This is a genomic window from Streptomyces sp. NPDC016562 (assembly GCF_043076955.1).
Taxonomy (GTDB): Bacteria; Actinomycetota; Actinomycetes; order Streptomycetales; family Streptomycetaceae; genus Streptomyces.
Genome location: NZ_JBIBRZ010000001.1, coordinates 54,802 through 77,451, shown reverse-complemented (window position 1 = coordinate 77,451; position 22,650 = coordinate 54,802). Strand labels below are relative to the sequence as shown.

Below are 22,650 nucleotides of genomic sequence, written 5' to 3'. Positions count from 1 at the left end.
GCTATCGAGTTCCCCACATGTAGGTCTGCTTCTTCAGCTTCAGGTAAACGAAGCTTTCGGTTGATCGCACGCCGGGGAGCGTGCGGATCTTCTTGTTGATCGTTTCCAGCAGGTGGTCGTCGTCCTCGCAGACGATCTCCACCATCAGGTCGAACGACCCGGCGGTCATGACCACGTATTCGCACTCGGCCATGGCGGTCAGTGCATCGGCCACCGGGTCGAGGTCGCCCTCGACGTTGATGCCGACCATGGCCTGGCGTCGCAGGCCCACGGTGAGCGGGTCGGTGACGGCGACGATCTGCATGACGCCCTGGTCGAGCAGCTTCTGCACGCGCTGGCGCACGGCCGCCTCGGACAGGCCCACGGCCTTGCCGATCGATGCGTAGGGACGGCGACCGTCCTCCTGCAGTTGCTCGATGATCGCCAGGGACACAGCATCGACCGAAGGGGACGGTTGTCTGTTCCTGGAATCTGCGCTTCGACTGACCACGACCTCACTGTGCACGAGGAGTCGTCTGTTCCGCAAGATGGAATCGATGAAATCCGTTGTTTGGCGACTGCGATCTCACTGATTTCGTAGTTGGTGGCCGTCGGGTCTGTCGAAAGCCTCTGCGAAGCGGCTACGATTGGCAATCGTCTCAATCGTTGGACATGTGATCAGGAGTGTGGCTGTAGTGACCACCGAACTGCGTCGTCTGCGCAACTACATCGGCGGGGAGTTCAAGGACGCCGCCGACGGGCGGACCACCGAGGTGGTCAACCCGGCCACCGGCGAGGTGTACGCCACCGCGCCGCTCTCGGGCCAGGCCGACGTCGACGCCGCCATGGCCGCCGCCGCGGCCGCCTTCCCGGGCTGGCGCGACACCACGCCCTCCGACCGCCAGAAGGCGCTGCTGAAGATCGCGGACGCCTTCGAGGCGCGCGCGGACGAGCTCGTCGCCGCCGAGTCGGAGAACACCGGCAAGCCGCTCGGCCTCACGGCCAGCGAGGAGCTGCCGCCGATGGTGGACCAGATCCGCTTCTTCGCGGGCGCCGCCCGTCTGCTGGAGGGCCGCTCGGCCGGCGAGTACATGGAGGGGATGACCTCGATCATCCGCCGTGAGCCGGTCGGCGTCTGCGCCCAGGTCGCGCCGTGGAACTACCCGATGATGATGGCCGTGTGGAAGTTCGCCCCGGCCATCGCCGCGGGCAACACCGTCGTGCTCAAGCCCTCGGACACCACCCCGGCCTCCACCGTGCTGATGGCGGAGATCATCGACTCGGTGCTGCCCAAGGGCGTCTTCAACGTCATCTGCGGTGACCGCGAGACCGGCAAGGCCATGGTCGAGCACTCCACGCCGGCGATGGCCTCCATCACCGGCTCGGTGCGCGCGGGCATGCAGGTCGCCGAGAGCGCCTCCAAGGACGTCAAGCGCGTCCACCTGGAGCTCGGCGGCAAGGCCCCGGTCGTGGTCTTCGAGGACGCCGACATCGCCAAGGCCGTCGAGGACATCGCGGTCGCCGGCTACTTCAACGCCGGTCAGGACTGCACCGCCGCCACCCGCGTGCTCGTGCACGAGTCGATCCACGACGAGTTCGTGTCCGCGCTCGCCAAGGCCGCCGCGGACACCAAGACCGGTCAGCCGGACGACGAGGACGTGCTCTACGGTCCGCTGAACAACCCGAACCAGCTCAAGCAGGTCGCGGGCTTCATCGAGCGCCTCCCCGCCCACGCCAAGGTGGAGGCGGGCGGCCACCAGGTCGGCGAGAAGGGCTACTTCTACGCCCCGACCGTCGTCTCCGGCCTCAAGCAGGACGACGAGATCATCCAGAACGAGGTCTTCGGCCCCGTCATCACCGTCCAGTCCTTCGCGGACGAGGCCCAGGCCCTGGAGTACGCGAACGGCGTCGAGTTCGCCCTCGCCTCCTCGGTGTGGACCAAGGACCACGGCCGCGCGATGCGGATGTCCAAGAACCTCGACTTCGGCTGCGTGTGGATCAACACCCACATCCCGCTCGTCGCCGAGATGCCGCACGGCGGCTTCAAGAAGTCCGGCTACGGCAAGGACCTCTCCGCCTACGGCTTCGAGGACTACACGCGCATCAAGCACGTCATGACCTCGCTCGACGGCTGACTCACAGCTGGGCCTTGAAGGGGCGGGCGGTGGACACCAGGTCCACCGCCCGCCCTTTCGCTTGCGCCGGCGGGGGAGGGCCATGGGAAGAGAACTGAACATGTTCAGCGATTTGGCTGAACGTGTTCAGAAACAGGCGTAGGCTTCCCTCCATGAGCGAAAGAAGCGCCCTGGAGCGTCGAATCCGTGCCTGGCTGGTCCTGTTCCTCGTCTGCCTGGTGCTCAGCGGCCTCACGGCCTTCCCCCTGGTCAGCGAACTGCACTGGGCCAACGCCCTGGTGGACAACGCATGGCTGCGCCGGGTGGGTGACGGCCTGGAACAGGCCGACGCCGACTATCCCTTCCTCCTCTACGGCACCGACTGGCTCGCCTTCGCCCACCTCGTCATCGCCGTCTTCTTCTACGGCGTCCACCGCGACCCGGTCCGCAACATCTGGATCGTCGACGCCGGCATGATCGCCTGCGCGGGGGTCATACCCCTGGCCCTGATCTGCGGCCCCATCCGCGGCATCCCCTTCGGGTGGAGCGTCATCGACATGTCCTTCGGTGTCTTCGGAGTGATCCCCCTGCTGGTGCTCCGTCGGATGATCAAGCGCCTTGAGGCCATGGCCGCCACGCCCCTCACACCCGCCACGCCCGCCACCCCCGCCGTGCCCGTCTAGACCGCCGGACTACCGGGAAAAGGCCGCCATCACGATGCCAAAGGTCACCGGGTTCGTCTCCTCGCCCTTCGCGTTGGTGGAGTTGACCGAGTAGACCAGCGTGCGGGACAGGTCGCGGGTCGCGCCTATTGCGGTGTTGTAGCCGTGCCGGCCCCCCGTCTTGCCCCACGCCACCGTGCCGTCCGGCAGCACGATCCTGGACAGTCCCGCCGTCAGGGTGGCGTCCTTGCCGTTGGCGAAGTTCTTCACGGCGGGCACCGTGAACATCTCCTCCAGTTGGGTCTTCGGCACGATCCGCCCGCTGAAGAGGGCCGTGGTGAAGCGCTCCAGATCAGCCGTGGTCGAGATGATGTCCCCCGCCGCCCAGCGGTCCGAGGAGTTCCACTCCGTCACGTCCCGCAGCTCCCTGGAGCCGTCCGCCCGCGCTATCGCCTGGTAACCCCGGTTGTGCGGACCGTGGATCCTCGTCTGCGTCCGCGCGGGAAACGAGGTCTGACGCAGACCCAGCGGCTTCAGGATCCGCCGGGCGACCGCATCCTCGTACGAGGTGCCCGTCACCTTCTCGATGAGCACGCCCAGCACCGTGTAGTCGATGTTCAGGTAGTGCTGGGCCGTGCCCGGGACGAATTCCGGCTTCTTCGCGAAGGCGTTGGCCAGCTGGTCGTGCGGGTCGGTGACGTCGAAGCGGTGCTCCCACTGCGCCTCGAACGAGTCGCCCGGGCCGTCCGCCGCCGGTATGCCGCTGGTGTAGTTGAGCAACTGCCTTACGGTGACCGTGGCGTAGGCCTCGGGAACGGTCCCGGGAAGGTACTCCCGCACCGGCCAGTCCAGATCCACCCGGCCCTCGGCCGCCAGCTGGAGCACCACCGCCGCGGTGAAGGTCTTGGTCACCGACCCGGCCCGGAACCGCCCCTGCTCCACGGCCCCCCGCCCCGTGACGACGTCCGCGACACCGGAAGCGCCCCGCCAGCCCCCGCTCGTCCCTCCCACCCGGACCAGGGCGGCCGTCGCGTCCTTGTGCTCCGGGCCGAGGCCCGCGATCGCCCCGGCCAGCGCCGCCGCGTTCGGCGGGGTCGAGACGACGGGCACCGTATCCGCCGAGGTGGCCCCCGCCGGGACGGGAGCCGCCGCGGCGGCATGTGCGACGACGGGTCCGGACGCGATGCCCAGGACCAGGGCGGCGGCGATCAACGTGCGCGTGCGAGCCTTCATGATGGAATCCCCCTCCGACTTCACCGGGCCGCTGTGGCCTCGATGACTCAATGCTGCAGGTCAGAGGGGTAGTTGCGGATCACCCCGCAGAGGGGTCTTCACCGGTACGACAACTCACCGGCCAGAGGGAGGCGACACGCCGCGCCCTCACTCCCCGGAGGGAGTACCCGCCGCGATCAGGCCCGTCTCGTACGCGCAGATCACCGCCTGGATCCGGTCCCGCAGCCCCAGCTTCGCCAGCACGTTCCCCACATGCGACTTCACCGTGTGCTCGCTCACCACCAGCGCCGCCGCGATCTCCGCGTTCGACAGGCCGCGCCCCAGATGCAGCAGCGTCTCCCGCTCCCGGGCCGTCAGCACGTCCAGCCGCGCCGTCGGCAGCCCCGGCCGCGCCGCCCCCGTCACCGCCGTGTACTCCTCGATCAGCCGCCGCGCCACCGAAGGCGCCAGCAGGGACTCGCCCGCCGCCACCACCCGTACCGCGTGCACCAGATCGTCGCGCCGCACGTCCTTCAGCAGGAACCCGCTCGCCCCCGCGTGCAGGGCCTCGTACACGTACTCGTCCGCGTCGAAGGTCGTCAGCATCACCGTGCGGCAGGCGCTCCCCGCGGAGATCGCCCGGCAGGCCTCGATCCCGTCCATCACCGGCATCCGGATGTCCAGCAGCGCCACGTCGGGCGACAGCCGCCGCACCGCCTCCACCGCCGCCGCGCCGTCCCCCGCCTCGGCCACGACCTCGATGTCCTCCTGGACGTCCAGGATCATCGCGAAACCGCTGCGCACCAGCTCCTGGTCGTCGGCCACCACCACACGGATCGTCACTTCCCCACCTCCAGCGGCGAGGTTACAAGGACCACCCGCACCGCGTACCCGGCGCCGTCCGGCCCCGGTCCGGTCCACGCCGTCCCGCCGTGCGCCGCCGCCCGCTCGCGGATGCCGATCAGACCGTGCCCGCCCGAGGCGCCGCCCGGCCCCCGGCCGTCGTCCGTGACCGTCACCGTGAGGGCGTCCGGGCCGTACGCGAGTCTCACGTCCACCAGCGAAGCCCCGGCGTGCTTGACCACGTTCGTCAGGGCCTCCTGCACCACCCGGTGCACCGTGGCCTCCAGGGCCGCCGGCAGCTCGCGCACCGCGCCCGTCCGCTCGTACGAGACGCGCAGGCCGCTGGCCCGTACCCGGTCCACCAGCTCCGGCAGTTCGGCGATCCCCGGCTGCGGGCTCCTGGGCGAGGCCGCGTCGGTGCGCAGCACGCCCAGCATCGCCCGCAGCTGCGCCATCGCGTCGCGCCCCGTCTCCGCGATGGCCTCGAAGGCGGCCTCGGCCCGCTCGGGGGCCCTGCGCACCGCCACCGGTCCGGCCTCCGCCTGCACGATCATGATGCTGACCGCGTGCGAGAGGATGTCGTGCATCTCCCGTGCGATCCGGGCCCGTTCGGCCGCGGCCGCCTGCTCCGCCTCGATCCGGTTGGCCCGCTCCAGCTCGGCGGCGCGGGCCTCGACCGCGGCCGTGTAGGCCAGGCGCGTGTGCTGGAGCCGTCCCAGGACGTAGGCCGCCGCCGAGACGAACAGGGTGAACAGCAGCTCCCGGGCCGTCCCCGTCTCCCGGCCCACCGACACGGCCACCACCCCCACGCTGGCCAGGCCCACGGCCGCGCGGACCCGGGCGGTGCACTGCAGCGCGACCGTGTAGAAGGCGATCAGGCCCGCGTACGGCAGCGGCTGGCCCGGCCCGTCCACAGTGATCTTGTAGATCCCGCCGATGAGCGTGATCGCCGCCAGTACGGTCACCGGCGCCCGGCGCCGCCAGACCAGGGGCAGCACGGTGAGCGTGGTCATGCCGTACGAGGTCCACGTCGCCGGGGGCAGGTCGGGGGAGCGCGGTACGACGAACGGCATCGTGACGGCCAGCTGCACCAGCAGGGTCAGGCCCAGGTCGCGCCACCGGGGGTCGGCGGCCCGGATCCGCACGCCCAAGCCGTGTATCACCGGCCGAGGCCGGCGCGTACGGCCGTCAGCACGTCCACCCGGTTCGTGGTGATCGAGTCGACCCCGGCGGCGAGGAGCTTCTTCATCGCCCGCCTGGTGTCGGCGGTCCAGGCGGACACCAGGAGGCCGTCCCGGTGCAGCGCGTCCGTCAGCTCCCGGCTCACCAGCCCGAAGCGGTAGTTGAGCCAGCGCGGCGCCACGGCGTCGATCAGCACCCGCCTCGGCGGCGACAGCGTCGTCCACGTCAGGGCGATCTCCGCGCCCGGATCGGCGGCGCGGACCGCCAGCATCGTCCTCGGGCCCGCGCAGTAGTACGTCCGCTCGCGCGCCCCGCACGCGTGGACCTCGCCCACGACGGTGCGCACCGACTCGTAGGTCGCGCCCGGCAGGTCGAGCATCAGCCGGCCCGCGCCCGCCCCGGCCGCCGTCAGGGCCTCGCGCAGGGTCGGCACTCCGCCCCCGGTCAGCTCCTTCAACTGCGGGGCCGTGACGTCGGCGAGGCGTACGTCGTGGCCCCACAGCCGCTGGAGCGTGTCGTCGTGGAGGAGGACGGCCACCCCGTCGCGGGTCAGCCGTACGTCGATCTCGACCGCGTCCGCCCCGCGGGCGAAGGCGGAGCGGATCGAGGACAGGGTGTTCTCACGGACGCGGTAGGGATCGCCGCGGTGGCCGACGGCCGTCAGGGTGCTCATGGCCCCATTCTCAGGGGCGGGCCGCGCCGGCGGGGCTCAGCGCGCGAGCCACGCCTCGGTGTACGCGTCGATCTCCGCGCTCAGCTTCGCCTTGCCGGCCGGGTCCAGGAAGGAGGCCTCGACGGCGTTCTTGGCGATCTGTGCGAGCCCGCGCTCGTCGAGACCCAGGAGGCGGGCCGCCACCGCGTACTCGTTGTTGAGGTCGGATCCGAACATCGGCGGGTCGTCGCTGTTGATGGTGACGAGCACGCCCGCCGCGACCATCTCCCGGACCGGGTGCCGGTCGAGGTCGGTGACCGCGCGCGTCGCGATGTTGGACGTCGGGCAGACCTCCAGCGCGATGCGGTGCTCGGCGAGGTAGGCGAGGAGCTCCGGGTCCTGGGTGGCGCTCGTGCCGTGGCCGATGCGGACGGCGCCCAGTTCGCGGATGGCGTCCCAGATCGTCTCGGGGCCGGTGGTCTCGCCGGCGTGCGGCACGCTGTGCAGGCCGGCGGCGCGGGCCGCGTCGAAGTACGGCTTGAACTGCGGGCGCGGGACGCCGATCTCGGGTCCGCCGAGGCCGAAGGAGACCAGGCCCTCGGGGCGCAGCTCGACGGCGAGCCGGGCCGTTTCGGCGGCGGCTTCGAGCCCCGCCTCGCCGGGGATGTCGAAGCACCAGCGCAGGATGACGCCGAGTTCGGTCTCGGCGGCCTTGCGGGCGTCCTCGATGGCCTCCATGAAGGCCTTCTCCTCGATGCCGCGCTTGGTGGAGGAGAACGGGGTGATGGTCAGCTCGGCGTAGCGGATGTTCTGCCGGGCCATGTCGCGGGCGACCTCGAAGGTCAGCAGCCGGACGTCCTCGGGGGTGCGGACCAGGTCGACGACCGACAGGTAGACCTCGATGAAGTGCGCGAAGTCGGTGAAGGTGAAGTAGTCGGCGAGCGCCTCGGGGTCGGTGGGGACCTTCGAGTCCGGGTGCCGGGCGGCCAGTTCGGCCACGATGCGCGGGGAGGCGGATCCGACGTGGTGGACGTGCAGTTCGGCCTTGGGCAGCCCCGCGATGAAGGGGTGCAGGTCGGTCATGGGGGTGCCTCCGGGAGGACGCTGGTGCGGGCGGGTCTGGATTCATCGTAGGCAGCCCCGGTGACTGTCGGTCGCAGCGCTTAGCATGGCTGTACGAGAGGGGGGCGCCGCATGACCGAGAACAGCCCCGAGCCGCGAGACCCTTGGGCGCCACCGGAGCGGCCGGCGGTGGACCTGGGCAAGTCACAGGGCACACCGGGCGCGTCGGGCCCGCCGTCCGTGCACGACCAGCCGACGCTCGCCGGGATGCCGGGCGACCAACTGCCCCCGGCGGGCCCGGCTCCGCATCCCGGCCCGCACACCGCTCCGCAGGCCGTCACGGCGCCGATGGGAATCCCGGCGCAGGCACCGATGCCCGGGCCCGCGGCGGCGTACGGATACCCGGCCGCCCAACCCGGCTACGGATACCCCGGTGACGCCGGATACCCCGGATATCCCGGGCCCCCCGGAGCCCAGGGGTATCCCGGCTACCCGGGGCACGGCGGGTACGCGCCGTATGGGACCCAGCGGAGCAACGGCTTCGGGATCACCGCCCTGGTCCTCGGCATCCTGTCGGTGATCGGCTGCATCACGAGCTTCATAGCGATAGCGCTCGGGATCGGCGCGGTCGTCTTCGGCGCCCTCGGCAGGGGCAAGGCGAACCGCGGCGAGGCCGACAACGGCGGGATGGCGCTGGCGGGCATCATCCTCGGCGCGATCGGCATCCTGCTGGGCGCGCTGATGCTCGTGGCCGTCTTCGCCAACTTCATGGAGGGGGACTTCGACGACTCCCGGTACGACAGCCCGTACGACAACTCACAGGTACGGGAAAGGGTCTGACGACCCGGAGTCGTCTTCCCGCCTGCGCACCCGGACGAGGACAGGCTAGGCGTCGGGGCCGGGGCCCGGATCCACCGGGCAGGTGCTCAGCAGGGTGGGCACCATGACCGACGCGCCGTCGGTGCCGCGCGACAACGGGACCCAGATGAGCCCGACCATCCTCGGGCACGCGCACACCAGGTCGGGGTCCACGCCCAGTTGCGGTTCCCCGGCCGCCACCTCCACGCGGAAGCAGGAGGTCCAGCCCGAGGGGTAGGGCGCCTCGTAGGCATATCGCACGTCCAGGGCGCGCAGGCCGACCTCCTCGGCGACCTCCCGCCGGACCGCCTGCTCCGGCTCCTCGCCCGCCTCCACCCCGCCGCCGGGCAGGGTCCAGTACTCCGGCCCGTCGTGCAGCCCGGAGGGGCCCTGCCCACGCTCGCGCACCATCAGCACGCAGCCGTCTCGGATGATCACCGCGGCCACCCGGCGCCGCTCCGTCACGCGCCGGCCTCGCGCAGCCGGGTCCGGGCCTCCATCAGCGCGAAGCCCAGCAGGTTCAGCCCGCGCCAGCGCGCCGGGTCCAGGGCGCGTTCGTCGTCGGGCGCCAGCCCGACGCCCCAGATCCGGTCCACCGGGCTCGCCTCCACCAGCACCCGGTCCCCGGTCGTCAGCAGGTACGCGCGCAGCGCTGGGTCGGAGCCGAACTTGTGGACGCTGCCCTCCACCACCAGGGCGAAGCGCTCCCGCGCCCATATCGCGTCGTCGAAGCCGCGCACCAGCCGCCCGGCCTTCTTCGCGGCGGCGGGGCTCTTCGCCTCCAGCGCCGCGCGCTCGGCTTCGGGGTCCCCGAACAGCCGGGCCTTTCCGGCCATCATCCAGTGCTCGGCCGTGGCATAACGGACGTCACCGACAGTGAAGGGGGACGGCCACCACTGGCTCAGGCAGCTCGGTCCGAGCTTCCCGTCCGGCCGCGGCCGGTGCCCCCAGAAGGGCAGGAACTTGACCCGCTTACCCTGGTTGACCTGCCTGATCAGCTCGTCGATCTTGTCCATGCACGCGAGTCTGGCACCCGCCACTGACACTTCGTACGGGATTTTCGGCGTGCCTCGACACATGGTCGACCGATTCCGTCGCGTAATCAAAAGGAAACAACGGAATCACTTGGCCGAGGGCACCTCCTCTGCCAGGATCGGCACTCAATTCGAGCTGTAGCTCGAACTGTAGCTACGGAGAGCGTGAGAGCGTGATGGGCAACCGCTTCCAGGTCAAGGACCGCTTCGCGGACGGCGCGCAGTACATCGACGGGCGGCTGAGGGCCGGCACCTCCGGTCGTTCACACACGGTGGTCGATCCGGCGACCGGCGAGGACGTCCTCACCTACGAGCTCGCGAGCACCGCGGACGTCGACGAGGCCGTCGCCGCCGCCCTGCGGGCCTTCCCCGCCTGGGCCGGGGCCACTCCCGGCGAGCGGTCGGACGCCCTGCACCGGCTGGCCGCCGTACTGGCCGAGCAGGCGGAGGACTTCGCCTACGCCGAGTCCCTCCAGTGCGGCAAGCCGATCAAGCTGTCCACGGAGTTCGACGTACCGGGGACGATCGACAACACCGCCTTCTTCGCCGGGGCCGCGCGCCACCTCCAGGGGCAGGCCGCCGCCGAGTACTCCGGCGACCACACCTCGTACGTACGCCGCGAGCCCATCGGGGTCGTCGGCTCCATCGCGCCCTGGAACTATCCGCTCCAGATGGCCGCCTGGAAGATCCTCCCGGCCATCGCCGCGGGCAACACCATCGTCCTCAAGCCCGCCGAGCTCACCCCCCTGACCTCCCTGATGTTCGCCCAGGCGGCCAAGGAGGCGGGCCTGCCCGACGGCGTGATCAACATCGTCACCGGCGCGGGCCGGGACGCCGGGGAACACCTCGTCGGCCACCCGGACGTGGTGATGACCTCCTTCACCGGCTCCACCGCCGTCGGCAAGCGGGTCGCGGAGATCGCCACCGCCACCGTCAAGCGGCTCCACCTGGAACTCGGCGGCAAGGCCCCCTTCCTCGTCTTCGACGACGCCGACCTGGAGGCCGCCGCGCACGGAGCCGTCGCCGCCTCCCTCATCAACACCGGTCAGGACTGCACGGCCGCCACCCGCGCCTACGTCCAGCGCCCGCTCCACGACGCCTTCGTCGCCCGGGTGGCCGAGCTGATGGAGAGCGTCCGCGTCGGCGACCCCTTCGCGCCCACCACCGACCTCGGCCCGCTGGTCTCCCACGCCCAGCGCGACCGGGTCGCCGGCTTCGTCGAGCGGGCCCGTTCCTACGCCACCGTCGTCACCGGCGGCGAGATCCCGGCGGGCGAGCTCGCCGACGGCGCGTACTACCGGCCCACCCTCATCGCCGGCGCCGCCCAGGACAGCGAGGTGGTCCAGTCCGAGATCTTCGGCCCGGTCCTCGTCGTCCTGCCCTTCGACACCGACGACGAGGGCCTCGCGCTGGCCAACGACACCCCGTACGGACTCGCGGCCTCCGCCTGGAGCCGCGACCTCTACCGGGCCAACCGCGCCACCCGCGAGATCAAGGCGGGCTGCGTCTGGATCAACGACCACATCCCGATCATCAGCGAGATGCCCCACGGGGGCTACAAGGCGAGCGGCTTCGGAAAGGACATGTCGGCCTACTCCTTCGAGGAGTACACGCAGGTCAAGCACGTGATGTACGACAACACGGCGGTCGCCGCGAAGGACTGGCACCGCACGATCTTCGGGGACCGATAAAAGACCACCGCCCGACCAGCGGTACACCTCCCGAAAGGGCACAGCGCATGGAGCAGTTCGAGCCCGACCGCCTCTCGGCGGCGCAACTCGCCGCGATGCGGCGCAGCCTCACCAGCGGGCGCGGAGCCCTCACACGCCGTTCGCTGCTGCGCGCCTCCGGCGTCGGAGCGCTCACCGTCGGCGGCCTGTCCACCCTCGCCGCGTGCGGGATCCCGCCCGCGAAGCGCGAGGGCGACTCGGCCGCGGCGTCCGACGACCACTCGGCCCAGGAGAAGGAGATCAACTTCTCCAACTGGACCGAGTACATGGACACCAGCGAGGACGAGAAGTCCCGTCCGACCCTGGAGGAGTTCTCCAAGCGGACCGGGATCGAGGTCAAGTACACCGAGGACATCAACGACAACGTCGAGTTCTTCGGCAAGATCAAGCCGCAGCTCGCGGCCGGCCAGGACACCGGCCGCGACCTGATCGTCGTCACCGACTGGCTGGCCGCCCGCATCATCCGCCTCGGCTGGGCCCAGAAGCTGGACCCCTCGCACCTGCCGCACGCCTACGCCAACCTGTCCCCGCAGTTCCGCAGCCCCGACTGGGACCCGGGCCGCGCGTACAGCTACCCCTGGACCGGCATCTCCACCGTCATCGCCTACAACGAGAAGGCCACCGGCGGCAAGAAGGTCGACTCCGTCACCCAGCTGCTCGACGACCCCACCCTCAAGGGCCGGGTCGGCTTCCTCACCGAGATGCGCGACAGCGTCGGCATGACCCTCCTCGACCAGGGCAAGGACCCGGCGAGCTTCACCACCGCCGACTTCGACGAGGCGGTCGGCCGGCTCCAGAAGGGCGTGGACAAGAACCAGATCCGCCGCTTCACGGGCAACGACTACACCGCCGACCTGGACAAGGGCGACCTCGCCGCCTGTCTGGCCTGGGCGGGCGACGTCATCCAGCTCCAGGCCGGCAACCCGGACATCAAGTTCGCGATCCCGGCCGCCGGCTACATCACCTCCAGCGACAACCTGCTGGTCCCGGCCAAGGCCCGGCACAAGGCCAACGCCGAGAAGCTCATCGACTACTACTACGAGCTACCCGTCGCCGCCCAGCTGGCCGCGTACATCAGCTACGTCTGCCCCGTCGAGGGAGTCAAGGACGAGCTCGCGAAGATCGACGCCGAACTCGCCGAGAACACGCTGATCGTCCCGGACAAGGCGATGACCGCCAAGTCCCACGCCTTCCGCTCCCTCAGCGGCGAGGAAGAGACCGCCTACGAGGAGAAGTTCGCCAAGCTCATCGGCGCGTAGCCGCGGCCGCAGCCACTGGCCCTAGTCGTGGCCGCAGCTTCGGCAATCGAACCCCTCCCTCGTCCTCCTCGCCCACCCAACCCCGGGACCCCTCCATGACTGACAAGACCGAGGGCGGCGACGTCCGCCTCTCCGGGATCAGCAAGCACTACGGCACCTTCACCGCCGTGCACCCGCTCGATCTCACCATCCCCCAGGGCTCCTTCTTCGCCCTGCTCGGCGCCTCCGGCTGCGGGAAGACCACCACCCTGCGCATGATCGCCGGCCTGGAGGAGCCCTCCACCGGCACCGTCCACCTCGGCGAGCGCGCGGTCACCCACCTGCCGCCCCACAAGCGCCCGGTCAACACGGTCTTCCAGAGCTACGCGCTCTTCCCGCACCTGGACATCTACGAGAACATCGCCTTCGGCCTGCGCCGCCGCGGCATCAAGTCGGTGCAGAAGCAGGTCGACGACATGCTGGAACTGGTCCAGCTCGGCCAGTTCGCCCGGCGCAAGCCGCACCAGCTCTCCGGTGGCCAGCAGCAGCGCGTCGCCGTCGCCCGCGCCCTCATCAACCACCCGCAGGTCCTGCTCCTCGACGAGCCCCTCGGCGCCCTCGACCTCAAGCTGCGCCGCCAGATGCAGCTGGAGCTCAAGCGGATCCAGACCGAGGTCGGCATCACCTTCGTCCACGTCACGCACGACCAGGAGGAGGCCATGACCATGGCCGACACGGTCGCCGTGATGAACGGCGGCCGCGTCGAGCAACTGGGCGCGCCCGCCGAGCTGTACGAGAACCCGGGCACCACCTTCGTCGCCAACTTCCTCGGCACCTCCAACCTCATCGAGGCGTCCGTCGAGTCCGCGGGCTCCGAGGTCGTCGTATCGGCCTCCGGCACGAAGCTGCGGCTGCCCGCGGCCCGCTGCGCGACCACGCCCGCCGCCGGCGGCAAGCTGCTGGTCGGCGTACGGCCGGAGAAGATCTCCCTGGTCCACACGGACGAGGAGCACACCATCGGGGCGGGCCGGAACACCGTCTCCGGACGGATCGCCGCCACGTCCTTCATCGGCGTCTCCACCCAGTACGTGATCGACAGCCCGGTCTGCCCCGAGCTGGAGGTGTACGTCCAGAACATCGAGCGGGACGCGCGCCTGGTCCCGGGCGCCGAGGTGATCCTGCACTGGAACCCGGATCACACCTTCGGCCTCGACGCGGCCCAGGACATCGACGCGGGCGTCGAGACGGTGGAGGAGAGCGCATGACCACCACCGCGGCGCCGCCCCAGGCGCCCGCCCCCGCCGAACCCCCGGTGCACAAGCCGTCGGCCCGCAAGCGGCTCGTCCCCTACTGGCTGTTGCTCCCCGGCATCCTGTGGCTGCTGGTCTTCTTCGTGCTGCCGATGGTCTACCAGGCCTCCACCTCGGTGCAGACCGGCTCCCTCGAAGAGGGCTTCGAGGTCACCTGGCACTTCCAGACGTACTGGGACGCCCTCACCGAGTACATGCCGCAGTTCCTGCGCTCCCTGCTCTACGCGGGCACCGCGACCGCGCTGTGCCTGCTGCTCGGGTACCCGCTGGCCTACCTGATCGCCTTCAAGGCGGGCCGCTGGCGCAACCTGCTGCTCGTGCTGGTCATCGCCCCGTTCTTCACGAGCTTCCTGATCCGCACGCTGGCCTGGAAGACGATCCTGGCCGACGGCGGACCGGTGGTCGCCGTCCTGAACGACATCGGCTTCCTCGACGTCACCAGCTGGCTCGGCATGACCCAGGGCGACCGGGTGCTGGCCACCCCGCTCGCGGTCGTCTGCGGCCTGACGTACAACTTCCTCCCCTTCATGATCCTGCCGCTGTACTCCTCGCTGGAGCGCATCGACACCCGCCTCCACGAGGCGGCCGGGGACCTCTACGCCACGCCCGCCACGGTCTTCCGGAAGGTGACGTTCCCGCTCTCCATGCCGGGCGTCGTCTCCGGGACCCTGCTCACCTTCATCCCGGCGAGCGGCGACTACGTGAACGCCGAACTGCTCGGCTCCACGGACACCCGGATGATCGGCAACGTCATCCAGTCGCAGTACCTGCGGATCCTCGACTACCCGACGGCGGCCGCGCTGTCCTTCATCCTCATGGCCATCGTGCTGATCATGGTCACCATCTACATCCGCCGAGCGGGGACGGAGGACCTGGTCTGATGCGCACCCCCCTCACCTGGCTGCGGCGCAACCTGGTCGTGATCGCGGGCCTCGGCACGCTCGCGTACATGATCCTGCCGAACGTCGTGGTCACCGTCTTCTCCTTCAACAACCCCACCGGGCGCTTCAACTACGCCTGGCAGGAGTTCTCGCTCGACGCCTGGAAGGACCCCTGCGGCGTCGCCGACCTGTGCGGCTCCCTCTCGCTCTCCCTCCAGATCGCCCTCTGGGCCACGCTGGGCGCGACCGCGCTGGGCACCGCCATCGCCTTCGCGCTGGTCCGCTACCGCTTCAGGGCGCGCGGCGCCGTCAACTCGCTGATCTTCCTGCCCATGGCCATGCCCGAGATCGTGATGGCGGCCTCGCTGCTCGCCCTCTTCCTCAACATGGGCATCCAGCTGGGCTTCTGGACGATCCTGATCGCCCACGTCATGTTCTGCCTCAGCTTCGTCGTCGCCGCCGTCAAGGCGCGCGTCCTGTCCATGGACCCGCGGCTGGAGGAGGCGGCCCGCGACCTCTACGCGGGCCCGGTGCAGACCTTCGTACGGGTCACCCTGCCGATCGCGGCACCCGGTATCGCGGCGGGAGCGCTGCTCTCCTTCGCGCTCTCCTTCGACGACTTCATCATCACCAACTTCAACTCGGGCAACACCGTCACCTTCCCCATGTTCGTGTGGGGCTCGGCCCAGCGCGGTACGCCCGTGCAGATCAACGTCATCGGCACGGCGATGTTCGTCATCGCGGTGCTGGTGGTCCTCGTCGGCCAGATGGTCGGCAACCGCCGCAGGAAAGCACAGCCGAAGTAGTTCCAAGGCACGTCATCAGTTCCGTAGGGAGTTGGAAGCCATGGCCCCAGTCGCCATGCGTAGTGTTGCGAAATCCCTTTCCGAAGCGAAGCCGGTCTCGTACTGGCTGGACGACCCCGGCAAGCCGGCCCCACAGCCCGCGCTGACCACCGACGAGCGCTGCGACCTGCTGGTCGTCGGCGCCGGATACAGCGGGCTGTGGACCGCGCTGCTCGCCAAGGAACGGGACCCGCAGCGGGACGTCGTGGTGATCGAGAGCAAGGAGGCGGGCTGGGCCGCCTCGGGCCGCAACGGCGGCTTCTGCGCCGCCTCCCTCACGCACGGGCTCGGCAACGGGCTGGCCCGCTGGCCCGGCGAGCTGGCGAAGCTGGAGGAGCTCGGCGCCCGCAACCTCGACGCCATCGAGGAGGCCGTCGCCCGCTACGGCATCGACTGCGACTTCGAGCGCACCGGCGAGATCGACGTCGCCACCGAACCGCACCAGGTCGAGGAGCTGCGCGAACTGTACGAAGAGGCGCAGCGCCTCGGCCTGGCCGGCTCCAGCACCTGGCTGGACGGCGACGCGGTGCGCGCCGAGGTCGACTCCCCGACCTTCCTCGCGGGCCTGTGGGACCGCGACGGCGTCGCGATGCTCAACCCCGCGAAGCTGGCCTGGGGCCTCAAGCGGGCCTGTCTCGACCTGGGCGTACGGATCTACGAGAACACCCGCGGCCTGAAGATGGCCTCGGCCGGGACCGGCATGACCGTGCAGACCCCCTACGGCACGATTCTGGCCCGCCGGGTCGCGCTGGGCACCAACATCTTCCCGTCGCTGGTCAAGCGGATCCGCCCCTTCACCGTCCCGGTCTACGACTACGCGCTCATGACCGAGCCGCTGAGCGGGGAGCAGCTCGCCGCGATCGGCTGGAAGCGGCGGCAGGGGCTGGGCGACAGCGCCAACCAGTTCCACTACTTCCGGATCACTCCGGACCACCGGATCCTGTGGGGCGGCTACGACGCGATCTACCCCTACCGGGGGAAGCTCGACTCCGAGTACGACCACCGCCCCGAGACCTACCTGAAGCTCGCCGAGCACTTCTTCACCGCCTTCCCGCAGCTGGAGGGCGTGAAGTTCAGCCATGCCTGGGGCGGCGCGATCGACACCTGCTCGCGCTTCTCCGCCTTCTTCGGCACCGCGCACTCGGGGAAGGTGGCCTACGCGGCCGGCTACACCGGGCTCGGCGTGGGCGCCACCCGCTTCGGCGCCGACGTGATGCTGGACCTCCTCGACGGGGCCGACACCGAGCGCACCCGGCTGCAGATGGTGCGGTCCAAGCCGATGCCGTTCCCGCCCGAGCCCTTCGCCTGGACCGGCATCACCCTCACCAAGTGGTCGCTGGCCCGCGCGGACGCCCGCGGCGGCCACCGCAACCTGTGGCTCAGGACGCTGGACAGGCTCGGCCTCGGCTTCGACAGCTGACCGGCACTGATTCACTGCCTCGGAGTAACGAAACCCGCGTCATAACCGCGCCCGGCCCCGCTCTCTCCAGGTGAGAACCCCTCACCTAGCGGAACGGAGGCCGGGCGATGGCGATCCCGGGGGCCAAGACGGCAGTGGAATGGCTGGCATCGGTGGCGCCGGATCCCGACGCCTGCCGGTGGGAGTGGGAGCGCAACCCCCTCGGGGTCGCCCTCCTGCCCGCCGGCCGGCGCTGGGACGTGCTGATCCTGCCCGGGGAGCTGGGGCGGTCCACCCTCGACGTGCTGCGCCTGATCCTCGACCGGCCCGGCCCCGTGCTCGCCGACTTCGGCGGCTCGCGGCTGGGCTTCTTCGTGCCCGTCGGCACCGCGTCCCGCTGGATCGGCACGGGCGTACGGGGGGCCGGGCGCGGCACCTGGATCGTGACCCCGTACCCCGGCCGGCACACGGGCGGGGTGCGCTGGCTGGTGCTCCCGGACGGGCGGGGGACCCTGACCGACCCGGCCGTGCTGGAGCTCGCGATGCACGAGGCGGCGGCGGGGGTCGCCTCGGCGTCGGCCGCGTCCGGGGCGCGGGAGGGCCGTGAGCCCTGACCCCTCCCGACTTCCGCCCACGGGCCCGCTCCACACGCCCCGGCCGCCGGCGGCCGGCCGGATCAGCCTGGACTTCGGCGCGTACGACCGCAGGACCGGCCGACCGCCAGCAGCAGGGGCGTGCACATCAGCAGGCTCGCCAGCACGTCGAGCGGCCAGTGATAGCCCCGCAGGACCAGCCCGGTGGCCGTGGCGCCCGTGAGGACGAGGGCGACGGCCACCGGCCACCACCCCCACCGCGCGCGGCCGGTGTACGGCCGCAGCAGCAGGGCCGCGCCCGTGTACGCCACGAAGGCCGTCGCGGTGTGGCCCGAGGGGTAGTAGCCGGCCGCCCACGGTTCGAGGGGGCCCGGGCGCGCGGTCCACTCCTTCAGCGGCACGATCAGGGCCGGGACGAGGGCCATGGCGACGGCCGCGGCCAGCGCGCCGCGGCGGTTGCCGCGCCGGGCGGCGTAGGCCGCGGCGAGGAGCAGGACGGGCAGGGCGACCGGGACGTTGCCGAGGTCGGACAGGCGCTCGGTGATCCGGTCGGGAACGGCGCGCACCAGGGCGCGGCTCAGCTCGTGATCCGGCGTCAGCAGCGGCCCCGCGACGAGGACCTGCCAGGTGATCAGGGCGAAGGCCGTCAGACAGAGCGCGGCGAGGAGAATGGCCGGCCGTCCCGGAACAGGGGGGATGGTTCCGGGACGGCCGCCCGGATCGGGTTGCCGTGCGCCCCGGGGGGTTTGGGGCGAACGGCCGTCCGATCGGTGAGGAGTGTGCGCGAACGCATGCCCAGTACGGCGCTGGGGAAGCCCGGTACTGGTATCGCCCCCGGTTTCCCGTGAGCGGGCTGTCTCACTCATCTGCAGAAACCGTACGGCAGCGGAAGGGGGACCGACAGCAGGAACGCGCTCCCGCCATCGGCCCCCCACACCTTCTTCACAGCGCCCGACCGTTACCGGTGGTTAGTGACCGGGCGCTGCGTGCGGACGTTCTAGCCGTCCGCTCACTTGTCCGCTCGCCGGTCCGCGCCGGCCCGATCGCGCGTCCGCTCAGATCTCGGTGCCGATGGCCGCGAACGCGGCCTCGATGAGGTCCAGGCCCTCGTTGAGCAGGTCCTCGCCGATGACGATCGGCGGGAGGAAGCGCAGCACGTTGCCGTACGTGCCGCAGGTGAGGACGAGCAGGCCCTCGGCGTGGCAGGCCTTGGCGAGCGCGCCGGCCGCCTCCGGGAAGGGGGTCTTGGACACCGGGTCCTTGACCAGCTCGATCGCGATCATGGCGCCGCGGCCGCGGATGTCGCCGATGATCTCGTACTTCTCCTGCATGGCCGTCAGGCGGGCCTTCATGAGGGACTCGATCTTCTTCGCCTTGGCGTTGAGGTCGAGCTTCTTCATGGTCTCGATGGAGCCGAGCGCACCGGCGCACGCGACGGGGTTACCGCCGTAGGTGCCGCCCAGGCCGCCCGCGTGCGCGGCGTCCATGATCTCGGCGCGGCCGGTGACGGCGGCGAGCGGCAGACCGCCCGCGATGCCCTTGGCGGTGGTGATCAGGTCCGGGACGATGCCCTCGTCCTCGCACGCGAACCACTGGCCGGTGCGGCAGAAGCCGGACTGGATCTCGTCGGCGACGAAGACGATGCCGTTCTCGTTGGCGAACTTCACGATCGCCGGCAGGAAGCCCTTGGCCGGCTCGATGAAGCCGCCCTCGCCGAGGACCGGCTCGATGATGATCGCGGCGACGTTGTCGGCGCCGATCTGCTTCGTGATCTGGTCGATCGCCTGGGCGGCGGCCTCGGGGCCGCAGTTCTCGGCGCCGGTGGGCCAGCGGTAGCCGTAGGCGACCGGGACGCGGTAGACCTCGGGGGCGAACGGGCCGAAGCCGTTCTTGTACGGCATGTTCTTCGAGGTGAGCGCCATCGTGAGGTTCGTACGGCCGTGGTAGCCGTGGTCGAAGACGACGACGGCCTGGCGCTTGGTGTACGAACGGGCGATCTTGACGGCGTTCTCGACGGCCTCGGCGCCGGAGTTGAACAGGGCCGACTTCTTGGCGTGGTCGCCCGGGGTCAGCTCGGCGAGGGCCTCGCAGACCTCGACGTAGCCCTCGTACGGGGTGACCATGAAACAGGTGTGCGTGAAGTCGGCGAGCTGCGCGGAGGCGCGGCGGACGACGGCCTCGGCGGAGGCGCCGACGGAGGTCACGGCGATGCCGGAACCGAAGTCGATCAGACGGTTGCCGTCGACGTCCTCGATGATGCCGCCGCCCGCGCGGGCCGTGAAGACGGGGAGCACGGAGCCCACGCCACCGGCCACCACGCCGAGGCGGCGGGCCTGCAGCTCCTGCGACTTGGGGCCGGGGATCGCGGTGACGATCTTGCGCTCCTGCGGGACAGCGGTCATGGAGGGCTCCTGGGGGGTGTTTTCGGACGCACTTGTGTCTTTGTCCGCAGGCTAGGCCCGGCGGAGGGAGTCCTGCATGCTCCGTTCGGTAGTGATCTCCGCGTGTCCTTGTCCGCGACGGCCATAGGAAGGACATGACGCGCATCTCGTGGATCATGACCGGGTACCGCTCCAAGACCGGTGACGGGCACTAGATTGAGCGCCGGAGCGCAGGAACGGGGCAGGGGGCAGGGGTTTCATGGACACCGACGGCACGCACGACGGACAGGTGACCCGTGCGAGTCACGTGCCGAGACCTGCCGGCCCAGCCACGCCGCCTCCGAAGCCCCGCCATTCGCCCGGCCAGGGGCCGACCCTCGCCGATTGGCTGCGCATCCCCCGCCCGGCCGCCGAGCCGGGCGTCTGGAGGTACGGGTACACCCCGCGCGGAGCGGTGGAAGACGCACAGACCCCCGACCGGACGCTGGCCAGCGGCGCGTTCATCTCGTTCCTGGCCTGCGTCCTCGTCTGGTCCCTCATGCGCAACACCTACATCCCCTTCTGGGACGCCCCGCTGAACCTCTTCACACCCGACAGCTGGTACTCCGCGAACGGGGAGCCCGTCATGGGGACGGGAGGGATGAAGGCCAAGCCGATCTACGAGCTGCTCTTCGTCTCGGCGCTCCTCTACGGATTCGGCCGGCTCGGGAGCTGGCGCACCGCCTGGACGCGCCTGGTCGTCGCGCGCGGCCCCTGGATCCAGGCCCTCGCGGTCCTACCCCTCGCCTACATCACCCTCCTGCTCGTGGACAACCACCAGCTGCCGATCCGCCAGCTCGTCTTCGCGTTCCTGCCGTACACCTCCGACCCGGCCGCCAACCTCGAACTCGACAACGCGGCGAAGACTGCGATCGACGTGGCCGTCGTCCTTTCCTTCGCCTGGCTCGGTGGCGCGGGCCGGCTCCTGCGGCGCCTGCGGCCGGCCGAGGCCGCCTCGGAGCGCGCGGCCACGGCCGTGGCCGAGGAACCGGCCGAGGACCCCGCGCGGTGGCCGCAGTTGCGGGGGGCCGGGTTGGGGGAGGTGGCCGATCGGCTGGAGGGGGAGGCCGGCGGGGGGCGGATGAACGACGTGGACTACGCACGGATCCGGCGGGCCTGGGACTCCGTGCGGGCCGACCCCTCGCGGCTGCGGGCCTTCGCCGACGCCGTGCGGGACAAGGGCGCCGGGGCCTGCGCGCACCCGTCCGGGGCGCGGGACCTGCCCGTGCGCGCCGCCCGGCACGACCTGCTGGCCCGCCAGGTGCTGCTCGGCACCGTCGACGACGGCGCGCGCAACCCGTACGCCCGCCGCGGCACCTCGCTCGCGCTCGACCCCGAGGTCCTCGGGACCTCGCTGCTCGCCGTCGGGCCGTCCGGATCCGGCAAGACCGGCCGCCTGGTGCGGCCCGTCGTCGAGTCGCTCGCGCTCCAGGCGCTCGCCGGCCAGGCCGCCGTCGTCGCCGTCGGCGCCGCCGGGGCGCAGCTCGGACCGGACGCCGCTTACGACGTCGTGGTCCGCGTCGGCGACCCCGCGTCCGTCTACGACCTCGACCTCTACGGCGGCGCCACGGACCCCGACGAGGCCGCCGGCCTGCTCGCCGAGGCCTTCGTCGGGGACGTCCCGGGGATCGAGGTGCGCCGGGCCGCGACCGCCCTCGCGCAGCTCCTCGGGCCGTTCCGGGCGGCGCACGGCCGCTTCCCCGCCGTGCCCGAGCTGCGCGAGCTGCTCGACCAGGTGCCGGCGGCCGTCGACGGGCTGCGGCGGGCACTGGAGGACGGCGGGCAGCAGGCGATGCTGCGCGAGCTCGACGCGCGCCAACGGCAGTACGGCGCCCACGGCGACCCCGGCCCCGCCCTCGCCGACCGGGTGGCGCTGCTGGACCGGCCCGCCTTCGCCTCGTTTTTCAGTGTCGGGGGCTTCGACACCACCGGGCAGGGCAGGCCCTTCTCGCTGCGGGCCCTGGAGCACCCGATCCGGGTCCGCGTGGACCTCCCCGAGCGCGCGCACGCCGACGCCTCCCGCATGCTGGCCCGGCTGCTGCTGGCCCAGTTCAGCGCCGCCGCGGCCGCCCGCACCGACCGCTCCCTCTTCGCCTTCCTCGCCCTCGACGACGCCTCGCACACCCTGACCCCGCAGACCGTGCGCGGCGTACAGCGGCTGCGTTCGGCGAACGCCGGGGTCCTGCTCACCCTGCGCACGCTGGACGACGTACCGGAGGCGCTGCGGACCCCGCTGCTCGGGGCGGTCGGCTGCCGGATGGCCTTCTCCGGGGTCACCACCTGGGACGGCAAGCGCTTCGCGGAGGCCTGGGGCACCGAGTGGGTGGAGACGCGTGACGTGACCCACCGCACGGTCTTCGCCGACCAGCCGCTGACCCGGGCGATGCACGCCTTCCGCAAGCTCGTCACCGGCAAGGCCGTCACCACCGACGCCGTCACCGTGCGCCAGGTCGAGCGGGAGCGGTGGTCCGCCTCGGACCTGGCCCATGCCGTGCCCCCGGGACACGCGGTGCTGTCGCTGACCTCCGTCCGCGGGGAACGGGCGGCTCCGCTCCTGGTCCGGCTGGCCGGAACGGCCTGACCCGCACCTGGACCCGTACGAGGTGGCAGAATCGAGGGGAGCCGTTCATACGACA

21 protein-coding genes are annotated in these 22,650 nt (G+C 71.1%); 11 read left to right on the top strand and 10 right to left on the bottom strand.

Annotated features, from left to right (window positions below):
- Position 1 precedes the first annotated feature (1 nt).
- Positions 2–505, bottom strand: a complete 504-nt coding sequence (locus ACF059_RS00325; protein WP_007266859.1) for an Lrp/AsnC family transcriptional regulator — start codon at positions 503–505, stop codon at positions 2–4.
- Between the two features lie 169 nt (positions 506–674).
- Between ACF059_RS00325 and ACF059_RS00320 the strand changes: the two genes are divergently transcribed.
- Positions 675–2,114 (top strand): gamma-aminobutyraldehyde dehydrogenase, encoded by a 1,440-nt coding sequence (locus ACF059_RS00320; protein ID WP_360894446.1) that lies wholly within the window; start codon positions 675–677, stop codon positions 2,112–2,114.
- A gap of 152 nt (positions 2,115–2,266) precedes the next feature.
- Positions 2,267–2,776 (top strand): hypothetical protein, encoded by a 510-nt coding sequence (locus ACF059_RS00315; protein WP_392049572.1) that lies wholly within the window; start codon positions 2,267–2,269, stop codon positions 2,774–2,776.
- Between the two features lie 9 nt (positions 2,777–2,785).
- Here ACF059_RS00315 and ACF059_RS00310 read toward each other — a convergent pair whose 3' ends face one another.
- The 5 genes from ACF059_RS00310 to ACF059_RS00290 all read right to left on the bottom strand — a co-directional run bounded on the left by ACF059_RS00310 (position 2,786) and on the right by ACF059_RS00290 (position 7,727).
- Complete coding sequence (locus ACF059_RS00310) at positions 2,786–3,988, bottom strand: serine hydrolase domain-containing protein (RefSeq protein ID WP_392049569.1); 1,203 nt, start codon at positions 3,986–3,988, stop codon at positions 2,786–2,788.
- A gap of 147 nt (positions 3,989–4,135) precedes the next feature.
- A complete protein-coding gene (locus ACF059_RS00305) occupies positions 4,136–4,810 on the bottom strand; it encodes a response regulator (RefSeq protein WP_392049566.1) in 675 nt (224 codons plus the stop codon).
- Positions 4,807–5,883 carry a sensor histidine kinase gene (locus ACF059_RS00300; RefSeq protein ID WP_392052947.1) on the bottom strand — a complete coding sequence of 359 codons (1,077 nt, stop codon included), beginning with the start codon at positions 5,881–5,883 and terminating at the stop codon, positions 4,807–4,809. The genes ACF059_RS00305 and ACF059_RS00300 overlap by 4 nt, the downstream gene beginning before the upstream one ends.
- Before the next feature lie 86 nt (positions 5,884–5,969).
- Positions 5,970–6,665, bottom strand: a complete 696-nt coding sequence (locus ACF059_RS00295) for a glycerophosphodiester phosphodiesterase (protein ID WP_392049563.1) — start codon at positions 6,663–6,665, stop codon at positions 5,970–5,972.
- A gap of 36 nt (positions 6,666–6,701) precedes the next feature.
- Complete coding sequence (locus tag ACF059_RS00290; protein WP_366864861.1) at positions 6,702–7,727, bottom strand: adenosine deaminase; 1,026 nt, start codon at positions 7,725–7,727, stop codon at positions 6,702–6,704.
- Between the two features lie 111 nt (positions 7,728–7,838).
- Between ACF059_RS00290 and ACF059_RS00285 the strand changes: the two genes are divergently transcribed.
- Positions 7,839–8,546: a DUF4190 domain-containing protein gene (locus ACF059_RS00285; protein ID WP_392049560.1), complete on the top strand. Its 708-nt coding sequence runs from the start codon at positions 7,839–7,841 to the stop codon at positions 8,544–8,546.
- 45 nt (positions 8,547–8,591) lie between these two features.
- On the opposite strand, the gene ACF059_RS00280 is transcribed toward ACF059_RS00285, so the two are convergent.
- A complete protein-coding gene (locus tag ACF059_RS00280; RefSeq protein WP_392049558.1) occupies positions 8,592–9,002 on the bottom strand; it encodes an NUDIX hydrolase in 411 nt (136 codons plus the stop codon).
- A 23-nt stretch (positions 9,003–9,025) separates the two neighbouring features.
- Complete coding sequence (locus ACF059_RS00275; RefSeq protein WP_392049555.1) at positions 9,026–9,580, bottom strand: NADAR family protein; 555 nt, start codon at positions 9,578–9,580, stop codon at positions 9,026–9,028.
- Between the two features lie 194 nt (positions 9,581–9,774).
- Here ACF059_RS00275 and ACF059_RS00270 point away from each other — a divergent pair, with 194 nt between their 5' ends.
- The 7 genes from ACF059_RS00270 to ACF059_RS00240 all read left to right on the top strand — a co-directional run bounded on the left by ACF059_RS00270 (position 9,775) and on the right by ACF059_RS00240 (position 17,615).
- Entirely contained in the window at positions 9,775–11,289 is a 1,515-nt protein-coding gene (locus ACF059_RS00270) for a gamma-aminobutyraldehyde dehydrogenase (RefSeq protein WP_392052944.1), read from the top strand.
- A gap of 47 nt (positions 11,290–11,336) precedes the next feature.
- Positions 11,337–12,587: a spermidine/putrescine ABC transporter substrate-binding protein gene (locus ACF059_RS00265; RefSeq protein ID WP_392049551.1), complete on the top strand. Its 1,251-nt coding sequence runs from the start codon at positions 11,337–11,339 to the stop codon at positions 12,585–12,587.
- A gap of 95 nt (positions 12,588–12,682) precedes the next feature.
- Positions 12,683–13,831, top strand: a complete 1,149-nt coding sequence (locus tag ACF059_RS00260; protein ID WP_392049549.1) for an ABC transporter ATP-binding protein — start codon at positions 12,683–12,685, stop codon at positions 13,829–13,831.
- Entirely contained in the window at positions 13,828–14,757 is a 930-nt protein-coding gene (locus ACF059_RS00255; protein WP_392049546.1) for an ABC transporter permease, read from the top strand. The genes ACF059_RS00260 and ACF059_RS00255 overlap by 4 nt, the downstream gene beginning before the upstream one ends.
- Positions 14,757–15,563: an ABC transporter permease gene (locus tag ACF059_RS00250; RefSeq protein WP_366864854.1), complete on the top strand. Its 807-nt coding sequence runs from the start codon at positions 14,757–14,759 to the stop codon at positions 15,561–15,563. The genes ACF059_RS00255 and ACF059_RS00250 overlap by 1 nt, the downstream gene beginning before the upstream one ends.
- Before the next feature lie 40 nt (positions 15,564–15,603).
- The gene (locus tag ACF059_RS00245) at positions 15,604–17,022 is read left to right on the top strand and encodes an FAD-dependent oxidoreductase (RefSeq protein ID WP_361942113.1); all 1,419 of its coding nucleotides are present in this window, start codon (positions 15,604–15,606) and stop codon (positions 17,020–17,022) included.
- A 113-nt stretch (positions 17,023–17,135) separates the two neighbouring features.
- Positions 17,136–17,615: a hypothetical protein gene (locus ACF059_RS00240; protein WP_392052941.1), complete on the top strand. Its 480-nt coding sequence runs from the start codon at positions 17,136–17,138 to the stop codon at positions 17,613–17,615.
- Between the two features lie 62 nt (positions 17,616–17,677).
- Here the strand turns inward: ACF059_RS00240 and ACF059_RS00235 are convergent, their stop codons facing one another.
- Positions 17,678–18,160, bottom strand: a complete 483-nt coding sequence (locus ACF059_RS00235) for a phosphatase PAP2 family protein (RefSeq protein ID WP_392049543.1) — start codon at positions 18,158–18,160, stop codon at positions 17,678–17,680.
- A 489-nt stretch (positions 18,161–18,649) separates the two neighbouring features.
- Positions 18,650–19,996, bottom strand: a complete 1,347-nt coding sequence (gene gabT / locus ACF059_RS00230; RefSeq protein WP_392049541.1) for a 4-aminobutyrate--2-oxoglutarate transaminase — start codon at positions 19,994–19,996, stop codon at positions 18,650–18,652.
- Positions 19,997–20,234: 238 nt separating this feature from the next.
- On the opposite strand from gabT, the gene ACF059_RS00225 reads away from it, so the two are divergent.
- Complete coding sequence (locus ACF059_RS00225; protein WP_392049538.1) at positions 20,235–22,595, top strand: ATP/GTP-binding protein; 2,361 nt, start codon at positions 20,235–20,237, stop codon at positions 22,593–22,595.
- Positions 22,596–22,650: the final 55 nt, after the last annotated feature.

Bases quoted from the DNA above. Each gene is read 5' to 3' on its own strand.
- ACF059_RS00315 (WP_392049572.1), top strand. From the start codon at position 2,267: ATGAGCGAAAGAAGCGCCCTGGAGCGTCGAATCCGTGCCTGGCTGGTC.
- ACF059_RS00310 (WP_392049569.1), bottom strand. From the start codon at position 3,988: ATGAAGGCTCGCACGCGCACGTTGATCGCCGCCGCCCTGGTCCTGGGC.
- ACF059_RS00300 (WP_392052947.1), bottom strand. From the start codon at position 5,883: ATGCCGTTCGTCGTACCGCGCTCCCCCGACCTGCCCCCGGCGACGTGG.
- ACF059_RS00295 (WP_392049563.1), bottom strand. From the start codon at position 6,665: ATGAGCACCCTGACGGCCGTCGGCCACCGCGGCGATCCCTACCGCGTC.
- ACF059_RS00290 (WP_366864861.1), bottom strand. From the start codon at position 7,727: ATGACCGACCTGCACCCCTTCATCGCGGGGCTGCCCAAGGCCGAACTG.
- ACF059_RS00285 (WP_392049560.1), top strand. From the start codon at position 7,839: ATGACCGAGAACAGCCCCGAGCCGCGAGACCCTTGGGCGCCACCGGAG.
- ACF059_RS00275 (WP_392049555.1), bottom strand. From the start codon at position 9,580: ATGGACAAGATCGACGAGCTGATCAGGCAGGTCAACCAGGGTAAGCGG.
- ACF059_RS00270 (WP_392052944.1), top strand. From the start codon at position 9,775: ATGGGCAACCGCTTCCAGGTCAAGGACCGCTTCGCGGACGGCGCGCAG.
- ACF059_RS00265 (WP_392049551.1), top strand. From the start codon at position 11,337: ATGGAGCAGTTCGAGCCCGACCGCCTCTCGGCGGCGCAACTCGCCGCG.
- ACF059_RS00260 (WP_392049549.1), top strand. From the start codon at position 12,683: ATGACTGACAAGACCGAGGGCGGCGACGTCCGCCTCTCCGGGATCAGC.
- ACF059_RS00255 (WP_392049546.1), top strand. From the start codon at position 13,828: ATGACCACCACCGCGGCGCCGCCCCAGGCGCCCGCCCCCGCCGAACCC.
- ACF059_RS00250 (WP_366864854.1), top strand. From the start codon at position 14,757: ATGCGCACCCCCCTCACCTGGCTGCGGCGCAACCTGGTCGTGATCGCG.
- ACF059_RS00245 (WP_361942113.1), top strand. From the start codon at position 15,604: ATGGCCCCAGTCGCCATGCGTAGTGTTGCGAAATCCCTTTCCGAAGCG.
- gabT (WP_392049541.1), bottom strand. From the start codon at position 19,996: ATGACCGCTGTCCCGCAGGAGCGCAAGATCGTCACCGCGATCCCCGGC.
- ACF059_RS00225 (WP_392049538.1), top strand. From the start codon at position 20,235: ATGGACACCGACGGCACGCACGACGGACAGGTGACCCGTGCGAGTCAC.